The organism is Zhongshania aquatica, from assembly GCF_027257955.1.
Classification (GTDB): domain Bacteria; phylum Pseudomonadota; class Gammaproteobacteria; order Pseudomonadales; family Spongiibacteraceae; genus Spongiibacter; species Spongiibacter aquatica.
This window is the reverse complement of the sequence record NZ_JANZNQ010000009.1, coordinates 103930-119630: the sequence shown is the minus strand read 5'-3', so window position 1 is coordinate 119630 and position 15701 is coordinate 103930. Positions and strand designations below refer to the sequence as shown.

Below are 15701 nucleotides of genomic sequence, written 5' to 3'. Positions count from 1 at the left end.
ATTAGGCCGTGGCGTCGTAAAAGTAGCGATCATTCTGAGCCTGCTCAACAGCACCTAACAACGCCTCACTTTGAGCTTCGTCATCATGATCGACATGACGCTCTTCCGGCTTAATTCCTAAGCGACTAAACAGCTCCATATCTTTATTGGCCCTGGGATTTGGAGTTGTGAGTAGTTTTTCACCATAGAAGATCGAATTCGCGCCTGCAAAATAAGCGAGAGCATGCATTTCTTCATTCATAGATTCACGGCCAGCAGATAACCGCACGTGCGACTGGGGCATCATAATCCGCGCAACCGCAATGGTGCGGATAAAATCAAAATGATCTAAGTCTGCGACATCGGCCATTGGCGTGCCTTCAACTTTCACCAGCATATTAATGGGCACACTCTCAGGTTGTACTGGCAAATTAGCTAACTGCAACAGCAAACCAGCGCGGTCTTTAATTGACTCGCCCATGCCCACAATACCACCGCTGCAGACTTTAATACCGGCGTCGCGAACATTCGCCAATGTTCCCAGTCGATCTTGATAGGTACGCGTGGTAATAATGTCACCGTAAAACTCGGGTGAGGTATCTAAATTGTGGTTGTAATAATCCAGCCCCGCATCGGCAAGCTCAGCGGCCTGTTCGCCGGTTAACATACCCAGAGTCATGCAGGTTTCAAGGCCTAATTCTTTTACGCCTTTCACCATCGCGGTCACGTAGGGCATATCTTTCTTTTTCGGCGAACGCCATGCAGCGCCCATACAAAAACGCGTTGTGCCAGACGCTTTAGCAGCGCGAGCCTCAGCCAACACCTTCTCCACTTCCATTAATTTTTCTTTTTCCAGCCCCGTATCGTAACGATTACTCTGGGGGCAATATTTGCAATCCTCTGGGCAGGCTCCAGTCTTAATTGACAATAAGGTACTAACTTGGACTGTGTTGGGATCAAAATTTGCGCGGTGCACGGTTTGCGCTTGAAACAACAAATCATTAAAGGGTTGGGCAAATAATGCCTGAACCTCTTCACTGGTCCAGTCGGTACGAATTGTCGTTAAAGAAGCGCTTGTCATGATAAAGTCCACGGTAATAATGGGGTTATTTCAATACGCCAATGATAAAGGCTTATAGCAAGCTGTCAACCTGCAAGGATGCTTATGGTTAACAGATTTAGAAAGAGCTACGTCCAAAAACTCACTTTTGCTCTTATTCCCGGTCGCTGCATTTTGTGCCAAAGCCCCAGCATGCGTGAGCTAGACCTTTGTCTTAGCTGCGAAAAGAGCCTGCCGTGGCTCGGAAACTGCTGTATACGCTGCGCGCTCCCCTTACCCGATAATCATCAGCACGCCCAATGCGGCAAGTGCCTTCGTAAACCACCGGCGTTTCACTCCTGCATCACCGCACTTCGCTACGATTTTCCAGTTGATAGACTCATTACCGGTTTTAAACACCAAAGGAAAATGCACCATGGCTCGGTACTCGCAGAACTGTGGTTACAACGATGCCAAGCTCAACTCGGCACAAAACCCGATGCACTTATACCCGTTCCAATCCACTGGCGACGCCGCCTATTTCGCGGATTCAACCAATCACTTGTACTCGCCAACGATTTAGGAAAAGCACTAGACATTAACGTCCTACACGCAATCAGCCACCCCCGCGCCACCCACTCACAACAGGGCTTAAGTGCAGCGGCACGCCGCAAGAATTTGCAGCGTGCATTTAGGTTTTTGGCAGACGTTGATATTAAAGGCAAGCACCTAGTGATCGTAGATGATGTCGTTACGACGACCGCGACAGCCAACACTATGGCCGCTATACTGGCCCGCAATGGCGCAGCACGTATCGACATTTGGTGCCTTGCTCGCACGCCATAAATTTGAATCCGCAGACAACACCACGTAGGGGGGACATCTCGATGCAAGGCCGATTCTCTCCACACTGCAATCTACGAGCATTCACGTGAGCCATAATGACTGGCTGGCTATTGGCCTAACAATTAAACTTGCGACGTTAACCACTGTTATTCTTTTAGCAATTGGTACGCCGCTAGCGTGGTGGCTAGCCAAGACACACATTCGAATCAAACCCATTTTAGAAGCGATAATCGCCTTACCACTGGTGCTACCACCGACCGTTCTCGGCTTTTATTTACTCATCGCCTTTGCGCCAGATTCAGCTGTCGCCCAATTTTGGCAATGGCTAACCGGTGGCACACTCGCTTTTAGCTTCAGCGCACTAGTCATTGCATCTGTATTGTATTCGCTGCCCTTTGTTGTCCAGCCGTTGCAAAATGGCTTTCAGCAACTACACAGCCCCTTGCTCGACACCGCTGCCAGCCTGGGCGCCGGCCCAATCGATCGTTTTTTTAGCCTTGTGCTACCCCTTTGTAGAAATAATTTCTTAGTGGCTAGCACGCTGGGATTTGCCCACACTGTAGGTGAGTTTGGCGTGGTATTAATGATTGGCGGCAATATACCAGGCCGCACGCAAGTGCTCTCAATTGCACTGTATGAACGCGTCGAGTCTCTGCAATACGAGACGGCTCACTGGTTGGCTGGTGGACTAATCACTTTTTCTTTAGTCGTGCTGAGCCTTGTGTATTTAGTGAACGGATATCGTGGCATTACACCATCCTTGAAGAGCAATGGGGCCACAAAATGAGCCTGCTTCTCTCCCTCCATTTAAAACGGGGTGACTTCAGTTTAGATGTTGATGCCGCTCTCCCATCTGCTGGCATTACCGCTATCTGCGGCCCTAGCGGCAGTGGAAAAACCAGTTTACTTCGCTGTATAGCTGGCCTAGATACAGCGCCAAAAGGGATGGTGCAATTTACCGGACAAGATTGGCAGACCGAACGACGCTTTGTAAGAACAGAAGAGCGCGGAATTGGTCTCGTCTTTCAAGAAGCCAATTTATTTCCCCATCTTACCGTTGCAGGGAACCTGAATTACGCGAGCAAACGTCAATTCAACACTACCGGGCCATCCGTCGACGAAGTCTGCACCTGGCTAAACATCACAACATTGCTAAAACGGTCAGTAAACAAGCTTTCTGGAGGCGAGCGTAAACGAGTTGCCATTGCCCGCGCCCTGCTTCGTCACCCGCAGTTACTATTAATGGATGAACCGCTGACCGGTTTGCACGACAGCGCGCGCGAGGAAATGATAGCCGTGTTGCAAAACTTGCCTAACCATTTAGCCATCCCAGTTTTGTATGTCAGCCACAGCTTTCATGAAATTAGCCGACTTGCCGATCACGTTGTTTTGCTAGACCAAGGCCAGCTAGTGGCTGAAGGAGACCTCATCACGCTAAGTACACGTCTCGACCTCCCGCTCAGCCATCAACAGGGCGCCGGTGCGGTGATCAATGCAATATTGCGCGAGCATGACCCTGACTATCAGCTCAGCACCCTGTCGATCGATACCGATCACCGGCTCAGCATCAATAAAATATCTGCCCAGAGAGGCCAAACAGTGCGCCTGTTTGTCGCTGCCCGCGATGTCAGTATTAGCCTAGATCCGCCACTACACAGCAGCATTTTGAACATACTTCCCTGTGAGATAGATACAATCGAGCAACAATCCGCATCATCGTTAAACACCCAACTCACCGTTCGCTTACGACTGAACGAACACTATTTACTGGCGCGTATTACCCGTAAATCCTGCGACCGCCTGCAACTGCAAGAAGGCCAGAGTGTCTTTGCGCAAATTAAAACCGTCGCCTTAATTAATGAATACGGGAATGCATCATGAGTACAACCGAACAAGTAGATTTTGCCAATCTCAACCCTGATCGCGTTATCGACGCGGTAGAAAGTCTTGGCTATACAAGCGACCTCAGAGTATTCGCATTAAACAGTTATGAAAACCGCGTTTACCAATTTGGACTCGAAGATAAAGAACCCGTGGTCGTGAAGTTTTACCGTCCCGAACGTTGGAGTGACGAGCAAATACTTGAAGAACACCAATTCACTCAGCAATTAGCCGACACTGACATTCCCGTCATTCCACCATGGAGAAATAAGGCCGACGACAGCCTTTTCCATTTTGAGGGTTATCGATTTGCCATCTACCCCCGCCGAGGCGGACACGCGCCAGCCTTAGATGACATGGACAACCTATTCCAACTTGGCCGTCTTTTTGGCCGCCTACATTTAGTCGGCGCAAGCATGGAGTATCAATTCCGCCCAAAACTAGACGTTGCTAGTTTCGGCGATAGCAGTCGCCACGACATACTCATCAACGTAATTCCTAACAATCTACAAGAGTCCTACGAGACCACCAGTGAAGATCTGCTGCAACTTGTTAGGAAACGTTTCACGCTGGTGGCGCCGAAGTACATTCGCACCCACGGCGACGGCCACGTAGGCAACATATTGTCACGTAATGACGAAACGTGGCTGGTAGATTTTGACGACAGCCGCATGGCACCCGCCATTCAAGATTTATGGATGTTTCTGTCTGGCGAGCAAGATACTCAACAGCGCGCCATCATGGAGCTAGTAGAAGGATACCAAGAGTTTTACGACTTTTCGCCCAGTGAATTGGGCCTCATCGAGGCACTCCGCAGTTTACGAATAATGCACCATGCAGCATGGCTAGCGCGACGCTGGCAGGATCCAGCGTTCCCTAAGGCCTTCCCCTGGTTTAATACCGAACGTTATTGGGGTGAGCACATACTGCAATTGCGGGAGCAGCTCTCACTTATGCAAGAAGCTCCTTTGCGAATGCCTTACTAGCATTCGCGCGCCACCGCGCTACCCCAAAACATTATTTATGTAAATTTAAAAACGGTGATCCACCCCCAGTGTTTACACGTATCACATCTGATATGATTTAAAAACCGTAGAAATAGCCAGCGATTAGTTATTTTCTGATCGTCGTTATAAGACCAATAAATAATTGCGCGAGGCAAACTCGCACCGACGTATTTTTCACCACCCAAATTAAACAAATCTTTCGGCTATGCTTGGCTGTTAGACACGATTGATGTTTAGCAAATCAAAAAATAAAACGCTCGCTTAAGAGTGCAGGAGCCTACATGTTTAACATCCGAGTGAACGGTGTTGCACGCACTGTCGACGCTGTAGAAGACAAGCCCCTATTATGGGTCCTCAGAGAAAACCTAAAGCTGACCGGCACCAAGTTTGGCTGCGGCCAAGCACTATGTGGCTCGTGCACGGTATACGTTGACGGTCAACCAACGCGCTCATGCGTAATGCCAATCAAAGCAGTTGGCGACAAAGATATTCGCACCATCGAAGATATCAGCAATGAGCACATCGGCAATCTTGTCCAGCAAGCATGGCAGGAACTCAATGTTCCTCAGTGCGGCTACTGCCAATCAGGGCAAATTATGGCTGCCACCGCACTCTTAATTGACAATCCCTCACCCACCGACCAAGACATAGACAAAGCAATGTCAGGCAATATTTGTCGTTGCGGCACCTATCCTCGTATACGCAAGGCCATCCATAAAATCGCCACTGAACAGCTATAGAGGTTGCCGTAATGACTGACTTAAGTACTTTATCTCGTCGCCACTTTATTCGCGTTAGTGTCTTGGCGGGCGGCGGCCTTCTGGTCGCCTGTGGTGGCGGTTCCAGTTCATCTGGGAACAGCGGCGCAAACAACTCGCCCGACGACAATGCTGGCACACCATCAACGCCAGCTGACGTGATTCAAGTGGGCGAATTTATGCGTATCAGCACAGATAATCAAATTACTATTTTGGTAGGCGCGGCAGAAATTGGCCAGGGTGCGCTAACGGCAATCCCTATGATTGTCGCCGAAGAATTAGACGCAGACTGGAGTAAGGTAACTTCAGAGCTATCGCCAGTTGCCATCAAATTCAACAACCCCTACTTCCAAAACTTACTTCAGTTTACTGTGGCTAGCTCCGCCATTCGCGGCTACTTTGAAGGCCAACGCCGTGTTGGTGCGACGGTTCGCCAAATGCTGATTAACGCTGCTGCAAAACGCTGGGATGTCAGTCCCTCTAGTCTAAGGACCGAAGCTAGTCACGTTATCGACGATGTCGGCGGACGCAGCGCCAGCTATGGCGAGCTATCAAGCGCCGCTGCTCTGGAAAACGTACCGAGCAACCCAACATTAAAAGACCCAGCAAGCTATCGCATTATCGGTACATCGCCACAACGTTTAGATGCAGTAAAAAAGACAAATGGCAGTTTTAAATACGGAATGGATGTCGATATTCCAAACATGCTCACCGCTGTTATTGCTCGTCCACCCAGGTTCAACGGGCAAGCGCTGAACGTGGATGACAACGCCGCATTAGCCGTGCCGGGCGTGCGCAGTGTGCATACTATCCTTAACGGTGTGGCCGTAGTTGCCGATGATTTTTGGGCCGCAGAACAAGGACGTAAAGCCTTGGTCGTTCAGTGGAACGAACTCCTTGCCGGCAGAACTGACTCAGCGACACAACGCACTGCCTACAACCTCAGACTCAACATACCCGGCGTACCCATCCGCAATGACGGTCTGGTATTGGCGGCTCAAACATTGGCCAGCCAAACCTTAAGCGCGGACTACTATTTTCCATTTATGGCCCATGCGGCAATGGAACCGCTGAATGTCGTGGTTGATTACGACGGAAGCAGCGCAGAAATATGGACAGGCACTCAATCTGCCAGCTTGGATAAAATTTTTGCAGGGCTGATCCTTGGCCTCCCACCTGGGCAAATAAACTTCCATGTCATGCCCTCGGGCGGTGGATTTGGAAGACGAGGCAATCCCCTAGCGGACTATGTTCGCGATGCATGCGCAGTAGCCAAATCCTTACGGCAACCGGTTAAGGTTATCTGGACTCGAGAAGATGATATGAAGGGCGGATTCTATCGGCCTGCTGCAGCGGTCAGGGTGTCTGCATCCATAGATAGCGCGAACAATATCAGCGCGTGGACCCATCGTTCGGTCACCCAAGATGTTACCGCCTTACTCTATGCCGAGAATCTCCTAGACAGCGTGGCAGACTTCACTTTACCCCCGCTAAAAGAACTGACCGATTTTGAAACCGGCATGCCCTACAAAATCGACAACGTTTTTATGGACGCACATCTCACTGTCAACCTCGCCATGCCGGCACTGTGGATGCGTTCAGTAAATAAATTCACTGATGTCTTCGCACAGGAAACATTTATTGATGAACTCGCTCTTCGCGTTAACAAAAACCCCTATAACTTTAGACGCGATTTACTGACCGAAAAACCACGCCACCTCGCTGTTCTTGACGCAGTCGCAGAGGCCGCAAACTGGGGATTCAGCGGCACAGGGATAAGCCAAGGCATCTCGGTGATGGGTCACTGGAATAGCTTTGTAGCTCAGGTCGTAGAAGTCTCGATATCAGCATCAAGAGAGCTAACCGTGCACCGCGTGGTCAGCGCCGTCGATTGCGGTACTGCGGTAAATCCAGATTTAGTGAAGGCGCAAGTCGAATCGGCTGTCATATTTGCCTTATCCAGCATCTTATTCGGCGAGATACTGCTCGAGGACGGAGTTGTACAGCAAAGTAATTTTGACGATTATCCAGTGCTTCGCATGTATCAGACGCCGATTATCGAGACCATCATTGTCGATAGCGGCAACCCAGTAGGTGGAGTCGGTGAACTCGGTGTCCCTTGCGTGGGACCCGCACTCGCTAACGCAATCTTCGCCGCCACAGGGGAACGTATTCGCGAGCTGCCGCTCACCCACAGCAATTTCAAAATAGTATAATTAGGGAGCCACCATGAAACTCAATTTTGCACACCGTGCTCGCCTAGTACTAGCATTCACTATTATCGGAGCCGCAAGCTTAACTACACAAAATGTACATGCGCAATCACCACTGTTCCAGCCACTGTACGAGGTATTAACCCACCCTAGATGCATGAACTGCCACACTATTACAGATTTCCCTCGACAAGGAGACGAACGCCGTCGCCATGCACAATTAGTTGTTAGAGGTGCGGACAACCACGGTGCACCAACCTTGCAATGCTCTGCCTGCCATCAGGATGAAAATGTCATCGATGGCGCTGTTCCTGGCGCGCCGCACTGGGGCTTAGCACCCTTAAGTATGGGTTGGGAGGGATTAAATGCCCGCGAGCTATGCCTCGTGTTAAAAGATACTAGCAAAAACGGAAATCGCAGTTTACAGGACTTATTTCTTCACATGAGCGAGGACGAATTAGTACTGTGGGGCTGGACTCCCGGCGGCAATCGTACAACACCACCGCTGAGCCAACCGGATTTTGTCAAAGCTTTACAAGCGTGGGTGAGTGCTGGAGGACCTTGTTAACGGGCAAATAAAAATACCAAAGGATATTTGGCACAAAGTCAAGTGTGGTTTAAAACAACAAGAGGAGAAACTTAGAGGGGCTTGTCTTTCATATCACGCAAATTGCTGATCACCGACTCTAAAGCACGATCAAACATGCGGTCATCATCAATCAACAGTACTTTTTGCTCAATTAGCGCCGCTTCGAGCTCGTCACGATTAAGCTCTGCGACCTTAATGCCCGAGCGATTGACAAAAATATATTTGCCAATGCCATTTATCACTGCTGCTAAACGGCAGCGTAGCATTCGGCCATCATCTTGACGAAAATCGACCCAATTCCCCACTCGCAAGGTTTGAATTCGACTGACAAGTTGCTCCAGCTCAGGCTTGCTGGTTTCAGATACCGTAGCTTTGGCAGGCACCTGCGGCATCAACGGCATAGAATGCACCGGTAACGTCTTATCTCTCTCATCATCCAAGCTTGCTGCCAATGAAGCATCCAAGCCAGCCAGCTCAGCATCATCAGAGCTCACTAAACTAGCCCCAGATTTCAACATCACTGGGTCAATGTCACTACCATTGGCAGAAGAATCAACACCTAGACCCTCGCCCGATTCGCTTGCGATATCCGTCTCATCGCTCAATGCAGAAGCTTGAACAGTCGCTTTTCGACTCAATTTAGCAAGATGCAAACGCTCAAGCTGATCAAACCAGCGATCGGTTTCGAAAGTATTTAAGGAAACACGCGTAAAGCCTAATCGAAGTGTTTCCACTAAGACGGGGAGCGCAGAAATAAGCTCGTTGCGATGGCCTGAATCATCAGATGGTAAAACACTCCACAACAAGCGCTCAATCAAACCCGCATCATCACTGAAACGTTCGCTGTCCTTGCCGTGCTGTATATAGCTTAAAAATAAAACCTTACTCCAACCCAGCTGTAAAATCTTAGTGACAACAGGTGGACAATCTACCCCACCCAATTTACTTTCTAATATAGCGGCAATATACATCCGTGCATTTTCAGCAGAGGCCTTGCCATCTTCAGCATCAATGGTGCGGCGAGCAACTAACTCGGCTCGGCGCTTTGCTTTTTCACTGAACGCCGAGAAATCTTCGTAGGCATCAACAAAAACCTGAGTATCGACGCCAAAGTCGCGTAAAACCCGCATAACGACTTCTTCGGTCTTCTTATAAAGGGGATCTTTATCTAGTCCCGCCACCGGTGACCAGCCAATACCTGCGCTGACTAAGGCACTAAGTAATTTACGTGCGGGATGCTCGTCGTGACTAAAGAAGCCCTTATCTAACATCGCCATTTTCAAAACAGGTATTTGCAATCGCGCGATCAGTCCTTTCAATGACTCCGCAATACCATCGCCATCAAGAATAAATTGAAACAACGCGCCGACAAAATTAATGGTGTCTTGATCACGCTGAAAAGACAGCGCCGATATATCCGTATTCGACACCCAATTCACTTGTTGTAAGCGCGCGACTAACTTTTGTCCCATTAGAGTAAAATCAGTTTGAACGCCACCATCTACGGGAATTTTTATATTGAACTGGGCATACTGCTCGTTCTGCATTTCCTGCAAAGCGACCATAAATGAGGGCTTAGAAATCGCTGTTTTTGGGCCAGTTTGATTAGTTGCAGCTTTACCTAGTAAATTATCTAAAGCATCAAATAAACGGGTAACTAGCTCAGCGGCTCGGGGAATATCTATCGATGCATTTTGACTTTGCGAGGCTTGAGAGGTTGCGTCTTTATCCGAGGCACTCTCTTTATGAGCATCAGCATTCTTAGCGGACTTTTTCTCTAGCTGCTCTAATGGCAATCCCTGCGCATCAAGCACTGGAACTACTATTTGGTATAAATCACCAAACGTCGCTATCACACTCTTATCAAATAACTTAAACAGTACCAACTTAGCTTTAATATCGATATCTAAGGTTTGGCACGCGACCCCCATGGCCGCGGCAATTTTAGCCGGTCCCATCGGTAATTCTTTTGCAGCAACGACTGGACCGCTAACGACCTGCTGCCACGCAGTACATAAAATCCATACTTCGTGCAGAAAACGCCGCTCTGCTTTATTCGCCATACCTTCCAGCGCAACAAGCTCTTCAAGGGCCTCAGATTCCAACAACTTCAATTTGGCCTGACCACGCTCAAGCGCAGAGCCAGCTTTACTGCCTGATGCTAGCGCGGCAAAAGCATTGAGAAATGTTTCCGAAAAACACTTTTCAATATTCTCGCGGTTAACCCTAATCTCCCGCATTGCATCAAAGTATAAATGCTGTTCACGGGCGTTACTCGCCTCGTCAGCTAACTCAAATAAAGTGTCATCAACTTCATCCAGAAATACCGCAATACGGCTCTGTAAAAAGCTATGTGACTTGTCACGAATCGCGACCAGCGCTTCTGGCAGCGGCGCAGAAGACAGTCCCGGCTCGCGCCGCGAATGTAAATTCACCACCTTTGAAGACTGATCAGTCATATAATCCAACTATTTATTGCTACATTAGCGCGATGAAACCTTCATACGGGTTCGCAACACTAGAGTAATTTAGCCTAACTCAGTACTAAGGCCAAGCGAGTTATAGTTATACTTTAAATAGTAAGTATACAACCATCGCTAAAACTACTTATGCCCCTTTATTACAAAGCATAATTCGCGCACATTTCAGTCGGTACTGGTAGAATACTTGCCACTCATTATTATCATTAAAATGCTTGGAACATCACGATGCAATTTTCAGACGCCCTACAACGCGACATCACGGAAACCGTGCGTTTCGCACTAGCTGAAGACATTGGTAGCGGCGATATTACAGCGCAACTTATCCCACCCGAGCACACCGCCACAGCACGTATCATTACCCGTGAATCAGCCGTCATTTGCGGGGTGAACTGGGTCAATGAAGTTTTTCAACAAATTGATAACTCCGTCACAATTACGTGGCATGTTGCCGATGGAGATAGTGTTTCCGCAGATACCGCCTTATTCGAGTTAAGTGGCCCAGCCCGCTCACTTCTCACCGGAGAGCGCACTGCGCTAAACTTTCTACAACTGCTTTCCGGTACTGCAACCATCTGCAAGCACTACGCAGACTTGGTTGCTCATACCAATGTAAGACTACTAGATACCCGAAAAACCATACCTGGCTTACGAACAGCACAGAAATACGCGGTTACCTGCGGGGCTTGTCACAATCATAGAATTGGTTTGTACGACGCCTTTCTGATAAAAGAAAACCACATCGCCGCCTGCGGTGGGATTACTGCAGCGATTGAAACGGCACGCAATATTGCACCACTGAAACCGATTGAAGTAGAAGTTGAAAACCTGGCCGAGCTAGACATCGCGCTAAGCGGCAATGCCGACATTATTATGCTCGACAATTTCTCCCTAGAGGACATGCGTAAAGGCGTTGCTATTACCGCAGGCCGTGCACGGCTGGAAGCCTCAGGCAATGTAAGCATGCAAACCTTAGCGGCAATTGCGGAAACCGGTGTGGACTTTATTTCAATTGGCGCACTCACTAAACATGCGCAGGCTATCGATTTATCGATGCGCTTTATCTAAACAAAGTAAATATCACGCCAAATGATCACTGCCGGCCCGATTTAACTACCCGGCGCAAGCGTTAAAAATTGCAGAAACAGAAGCCAATAGGCCATGTTTCATAAGCGATCACCGGAGAATCCAATGCAGAAAACCGTGCTTAGCAACAAAGCTACCCGACTTTTTATTCTGCTTGGCGGTTTCTTTGTTGCCAATGCCGTGCTCGCGGAATTAATCGGGGTCAAGATATTTTCCTTAGAGCACAGCATAGGCATTAGCCCTCTAAATTTCAGTGTATTTGGTATAGATGGCCTATCGTTTAATTTAACCACAGGGGTCCTACTTTGGCCCTTTGTGTTCGTGCTAACCGACTTAATTAACGAATACTATGGAAAGCGTGGCGTTCGCTTGCTGTCCTATCTAACCGCAGGACTTATCGTCTACGCCTTCGCGATGGTTTTTGTGGGCATACATCTCACCCCTGCAGACTTTTGGCCACAATCGCATATAAACCCAAACCTTCCTCTCGAAGAACAAGCCCTGCTACGTAGCCAAGTTGGGAATTATGACGCGGCCTTTGGATTAGTTTTTGGACAAGGTCTTTGGATTATTATCGGCTCGCTAGTCGCATTTTTAGTTGGCCAGATAATTGACATCACCGTCTTCCAGCATGTAAAAAAAATAACGGGGGAGCGCATGATATGGCTTAGAGCAACCGGATCCACACTGGTTAGCCAATTTATTGATAGCTTTGTTGTTCTATTTATTGCGTTTTACATCGGTGCAGACTGGAGCTTACAACTCGTCTTAGCGATTGGTGTAGTAAATTATATCTACAAATTTTTAATGGCCGTTTTGATGACACCGCTAATTTATTTGGTGCATTACTTGATTGAAGGCTATCTTGGCGAAAGTACAGCAACAGCCATGAAACACGACGCCCTGCTCGATTAATAAATTAACTGGTGATATGTCCGCACTGTGGTCGCAAAACAATATCTTCTATCACTACATTACGATCCATGCGGTAAATATCTACAAATGCTCTAGCAACATCTTCCGCAGGCATCAATTGTTCTTTAGCAACGCCGCTTGCCCGCCACGATGGCGAATAAGTCGGGCCGGGAGACACACAGGATACTCGAATTCCTTTCCCCCGAACCTCTTCTCTCAGCGCTTTAGTAAATCCGTTCACACCATGTTTGGCCGCGCAATAGGCCGACACACCAGCGTACCCTTCAAATCCTGCCGTTGATGACATGTTAAAAATATCACCAAATTGCCGGCGCAACATACTCGGCAGTACCATGCGACTCAGCAAAAACGTGCTCCGCAGGTTAACGGCAATAATGCGATCAAAATCCGCAACCGACATGTCTTGAATAGCTGCGCCATGCCAGGCACCGGCATTATTAATCAACACACTGACATCGCCCAACTCACTATCTAGCGTCGCTGAAAAGTCCTGTACTTGCTGTTCATCACTTACATCAACGACGTAGCTTTGCACATCCGTAGCCCCGCCACAGCGCGCTTTGACCTTTTCAAGCTCAATCTCATTTCGGGCAATAAGGGCCAAACGAACAGGAAAATCTGCGTTGGCAAAACACTCCGCAATAGCCGCGCCAATACCCTGCGACGCACCACTAATAAGAATTAGCGGCGTTTGAGTTTCTTCAGGCATAAAAGCTGTCGCTCACTTAAAGGCAATACTTATAGAGTGCTAACTAGATATCGCTAAGTCTACTTTCGCAAAATGTGATTATTTAGAAATAGTTAATTCTGAGAGTTTTCTGGCGCGCAAACGCTCTTGCCACGCGCCATGATCATTATTGCGAATATATAATTTTGTACTTATTTGAGTAAACTTAAATCCACTTGTTTGTCAGCATGGTACGACGAGCGCACCAGCGGGCCGCTAGCAACGCTTTTAAAACCAAGCTCTTTCGCAATACGTCCAAACTCATCGAACTCTTCCGGCGTCACAAACCGCTCAACCGCCAAATGATCGCGGCTAGGCTGTAAATACTGTCCCATGGTAATCATATCGATATCATGGGCCCGCATATCTTTCATCACCTGAATTAGCTCATCTGCGGTTTCACCCAAACCTAACATCAAGCCCGACTTAGTCAACACATCTGGACGTCGCTCTTTGTACTTTTTGAGTAAATCTAACGACCACTGGTAGTCAGAACCCGGACGAATTTTTTTGTATAAGCTCGGCACCGACTCAAGATTGTGATTAAACACGTCAGGGGCTTCTTTCTCTAAAATATCCAGTGCGATATCCATTCTGCCGCGGAAATCAGGGACTAAAACTTCGATACGAATTTCCGGGCTGCGAGCACGGGTTTCTCTGATGCAATCAGCAAAATGTTGCGCACCACCATCACGTAGATCGTCACGATCTACCGAGGTCACCACAACATACTTCAATTTCATTTCCGCGATAGCTTCTGCTAACTCGCGTGGCTCGCTTTCATCCAACGCATTCGGGCGGCCATGGGCAACATCGCAAAACGGGCAACGACGCGTACAAATTTCGCCCATAATCATAAAAGTCGCGGTACCGCCGCTGAAACACTCCCCCAAATTTGGGCAAGCGGCTTCCTCACACACCGACGCCAATTTATGCTTACGTAATATACTCTTAATACGGCTAACTTCGGGGCCAGTAGACATTTTGACCCGAATCCAAGCAGGCTTGGCAGGCAACTCAACTGTAGGAATGACCTTGATTGGTATGCGCGCGACTTTCTCCGCACCGCGCAGCTTTTCGCCTTGAACCACTTTTTTGGAGGCCGCTTTAGAAATCACACCCACCGCACCTTTTGCAGAACTATCTGCAGCGCTACCCGTAGTATTACCATTTTCTGACTTCATGAATTCCCCGTTACCGGCAAAATGTGCTCACTCACATCACGACAATGTGAATAGCCTAATCGCTTCGCTAATTCTTCGCTAAGCATCATTGTAAGTTCGTTTTGAGACCGCAGCTCCGCCTCATTCTGATGACGAATATCCGTCACCTCCAAGCCCCTATGGCCGCAGGGATTAATACGATCAAAAACACTGAGATCCATATCGATATTTAAACTCAGGCCATGGAATGTACTACCACGACGGACACGCAAACCAAGTTGCGCAATTTTCGCTCCGTTTTCCACATACACGCCGGGAGCATCTGGCCTAGGATGTGCGTCAATGTTCAGCCTTGCCAGCACCGCGACGATGCTATTCTCTATCGCCGTTACCAACTCGCGAATACCAACGCCCAAGCGACGCAAATCGACCAAGACGTAACCTACTAACTGGCCCGGCCCATGATAGGTGACCTGTCCACCGCGATCGACCTGCACAACCGGAATACTACCCGGCATGAGAATATGCTCTGCCTTGCCGGCCTGCCCCTGAGTAAACACTGCGTCGTGCTCTAAAAACCACAACTCATCGGCGCTATCAGCATTCCGCACATCAGTATAACTTTGCATAGCGCGCCATACTGGCTCATACGGTTGCCGACCAAGCTTACGCAGCCAAAGCGTATCGGGGCGACTCATTAAAGTACCATCTTAACAATGCCCGTTGCCTTTAATTCGGCAAATATCGTATCTAGCTGCGGCTTACCTGTTGCGGTAATAACTACGGTCACAGATAAAAATCGGCCTTCGCTGCTTTCACGCTCAGTAATCAGCAGTTCATCAATTTCACCGGCATGAATACGCATGATTTCAACAACCCGGTGACGGAGGTTTTGCCCAGTCACGCCAATAACTTTGATTGGATACTCACACGGAAACTCAAGCTTTGGCGCGCCACCTTCAGCATCGCTAGTTTCAGTCATTGTAAATTTATTCAT

Annotated in this window: 15 protein-coding genes; 9 read left to right on the top strand and 6 right to left on the bottom strand. The window is 48.5% G+C overall.

All coding sequences use genetic code 11. The annotated features are described in order from the left end of the window. Nucleotide 1: 1 nt before the first annotated feature. Nucleotides 2-1060, bottom strand: a complete 1059-nt coding sequence (gene bioB, locus O9X78_RS11135) for a biotin synthase BioB (RefSeq protein WP_269619758.1) — start codon at nt 1058-1060, stop codon at nt 2-4. 84 nt (nt 1061-1144) lie between these two features. Between bioB and O9X78_RS11130 the strand changes: the two genes are divergently transcribed. From O9X78_RS11130 to O9X78_RS11100, 7 genes are all read left to right on the top strand, one after another. Next, nucleotides 1145-1864 (top strand): ComF family protein, encoded by a 720-nt coding sequence (locus tag O9X78_RS11130; protein WP_269619757.1) that lies wholly within the window; start codon nt 1145-1147, stop codon nt 1862-1864. 85 nt (nt 1865-1949) lie between these two features. Then, complete coding sequence (gene modB, locus O9X78_RS11125; protein WP_269619756.1) at nt 1950-2651, top strand: molybdate ABC transporter permease subunit; 702 nt, start codon at nt 1950-1952, stop codon at nt 2649-2651. Continuing rightward, nucleotides 2648-3745 carry a molybdenum ABC transporter ATP-binding protein gene (gene modC, locus O9X78_RS11120; protein WP_269619755.1) on the top strand — a complete coding sequence of 366 codons (1098 nt, stop codon included), beginning with the start codon at nt 2648-2650 and terminating at the stop codon, nt 3743-3745. The genes modB and modC overlap by 4 nt, the downstream gene beginning before the upstream one ends. Then, complete coding sequence (locus O9X78_RS11115) at nt 3742-4731, top strand: serine/threonine protein kinase (RefSeq protein ID WP_269619754.1); 990 nt, start codon at nt 3742-3744, stop codon at nt 4729-4731. The genes modC and O9X78_RS11115 overlap by 4 nt, the downstream gene beginning before the upstream one ends. A gap of 302 nt (nt 4732-5033) precedes the next feature. Then, nucleotides 5034-5492 (top strand): (2Fe-2S)-binding protein, encoded by a 459-nt coding sequence (locus tag O9X78_RS11110; protein WP_269619753.1) that lies wholly within the window; start codon nt 5034-5036, stop codon nt 5490-5492. Nucleotides 5493-5503: 11 nt separating this feature from the next. Then, nucleotides 5504-7726: a xanthine dehydrogenase family protein molybdopterin-binding subunit gene (locus tag O9X78_RS11105; RefSeq protein WP_269619752.1), complete on the top strand. Its 2223-nt coding sequence runs from the start codon at nt 5504-5506 to the stop codon at nt 7724-7726. Nucleotides 7727-7739: 13 nt separating this feature from the next. Continuing rightward, nucleotides 7740-8291 carry a hypothetical protein gene (locus O9X78_RS11100; protein ID WP_269619751.1) on the top strand — a complete coding sequence of 184 codons (552 nt, stop codon included), beginning with the start codon at nt 7740-7742 and terminating at the stop codon, nt 8289-8291. 71 nt (nt 8292-8362) lie between these two features. On the opposite strand, the gene O9X78_RS11095 is transcribed toward O9X78_RS11100, so the two are convergent. After that, on the bottom strand, nt 8363-10771 hold the full coding sequence (locus O9X78_RS11095) for a DUF1631 domain-containing protein (protein WP_269619750.1): 2409 nt from the start codon (nt 10769-10771) through the stop codon (nt 8363-8365). A gap of 249 nt (nt 10772-11020) precedes the next feature. Here O9X78_RS11095 and nadC point away from each other — a divergent pair, with 249 nt between their 5' ends. Both nadC and O9X78_RS11085 read left to right on the top strand, forming a co-directional pair. Then, complete coding sequence (nadC, locus tag O9X78_RS11090) at nt 11021-11860, top strand: carboxylating nicotinate-nucleotide diphosphorylase (RefSeq protein WP_269619749.1); 840 nt, start codon at nt 11021-11023, stop codon at nt 11858-11860. A 123-nt stretch (nt 11861-11983) separates the two neighbouring features. Beyond that, complete coding sequence (locus O9X78_RS11085) at nt 11984-12793, top strand: queuosine precursor transporter (RefSeq protein ID WP_269619748.1); 810 nt, start codon at nt 11984-11986, stop codon at nt 12791-12793. 4 nt (nt 12794-12797) lie between these two features. Here the strand turns inward: O9X78_RS11085 and O9X78_RS11080 are convergent, their stop codons facing one another. From O9X78_RS11080 to O9X78_RS11065, 4 genes are all read right to left on the bottom strand, one after another. After that, nucleotides 12798-13523 (bottom strand): SDR family oxidoreductase, encoded by a 726-nt coding sequence (locus tag O9X78_RS11080; RefSeq protein ID WP_269619747.1) that lies wholly within the window; start codon nt 13521-13523, stop codon nt 12798-12800. Between the two features lie 170 nt (nt 13524-13693). Then, on the bottom strand, nt 13694-14725 hold the full coding sequence (gene lipA / locus O9X78_RS11075) for a lipoyl synthase (protein ID WP_269619746.1): 1032 nt from the start codon (nt 14723-14725) through the stop codon (nt 13694-13696). Then, the gene (gene lipB / locus O9X78_RS11070; protein WP_269619745.1) at nt 14722-15402 is read right to left on the bottom strand and encodes a lipoyl(octanoyl) transferase LipB; all 681 of its coding nucleotides are present in this window, start codon (nt 15400-15402) and stop codon (nt 14722-14724) included. The genes lipA and lipB overlap by 4 nt, the downstream gene beginning before the upstream one ends. Then, nucleotides 15402-15701, bottom strand: coding sequence for an HP0495 family protein (locus O9X78_RS11065; RefSeq protein WP_269619744.1), 300 nt, complete (start codon nt 15699-15701; stop codon nt 15402-15404). Before O9X78_RS11065 ends, lipB begins: the two co-directional genes overlap by 1 nt.

Bases quoted from the DNA above. Each gene is read 5' to 3' on its own strand.
- O9X78_RS11085 (WP_269619748.1), top strand. From the start codon at position 11,984: ATGCAGAAAACCGTGCTTAGCAACAAAGCTACCCGACTTTTTATTCTG.
- O9X78_RS11080 (WP_269619747.1), bottom strand. From the start codon at position 13,523: ATGCCTGAAGAAACTCAAACGCCGCTAATTCTTATTAGTGGTGCGTCG.
- bioB (WP_269619758.1), bottom strand. From the start codon at position 1,060: ATGACAAGCGCTTCTTTAACGACAATTCGTACCGACTGGACCAGTGAA.
- modC (WP_269619755.1), top strand. From the start codon at position 2,648: ATGAGCCTGCTTCTCTCCCTCCATTTAAAACGGGGTGACTTCAGTTTA.
- lipA (WP_269619746.1), bottom strand. From the start codon at position 14,725: ATGAAGTCAGAAAATGGTAATACTACGGGTAGCGCTGCAGATAGTTCT.
- O9X78_RS11095 (WP_269619750.1), bottom strand. From the start codon at position 10,771: ATGACTGATCAGTCTTCAAAGGTGGTGAATTTACATTCGCGGCGCGAG.
- O9X78_RS11130 (WP_269619757.1), top strand. From the start codon at position 1,145: ATGGTTAACAGATTTAGAAAGAGCTACGTCCAAAAACTCACTTTTGCT.
- O9X78_RS11115 (WP_269619754.1), top strand. From the start codon at position 3,742: ATGAGTACAACCGAACAAGTAGATTTTGCCAATCTCAACCCTGATCGC.
- O9X78_RS11105 (WP_269619752.1), top strand. From the start codon at position 5,504: ATGACTGACTTAAGTACTTTATCTCGTCGCCACTTTATTCGCGTTAGT.
- lipB (WP_269619745.1), bottom strand. From the start codon at position 15,402: ATGAGTCGCCCCGATACGCTTTGGCTGCGTAAGCTTGGTCGGCAACCG.
- O9X78_RS11110 (WP_269619753.1), top strand. From the start codon at position 5,034: ATGTTTAACATCCGAGTGAACGGTGTTGCACGCACTGTCGACGCTGTA.
- O9X78_RS11100 (WP_269619751.1), top strand. From the start codon at position 7,740: ATGAAACTCAATTTTGCACACCGTGCTCGCCTAGTACTAGCATTCACT.
- O9X78_RS11065 (WP_269619744.1), bottom strand. From the start codon at position 15,701: ATGAATAAATTTACAATGACTGAAACTAGCGATGCTGAAGGTGGCGCG.
- nadC (WP_269619749.1), top strand. From the start codon at position 11,021: ATGCAATTTTCAGACGCCCTACAACGCGACATCACGGAAACCGTGCGT.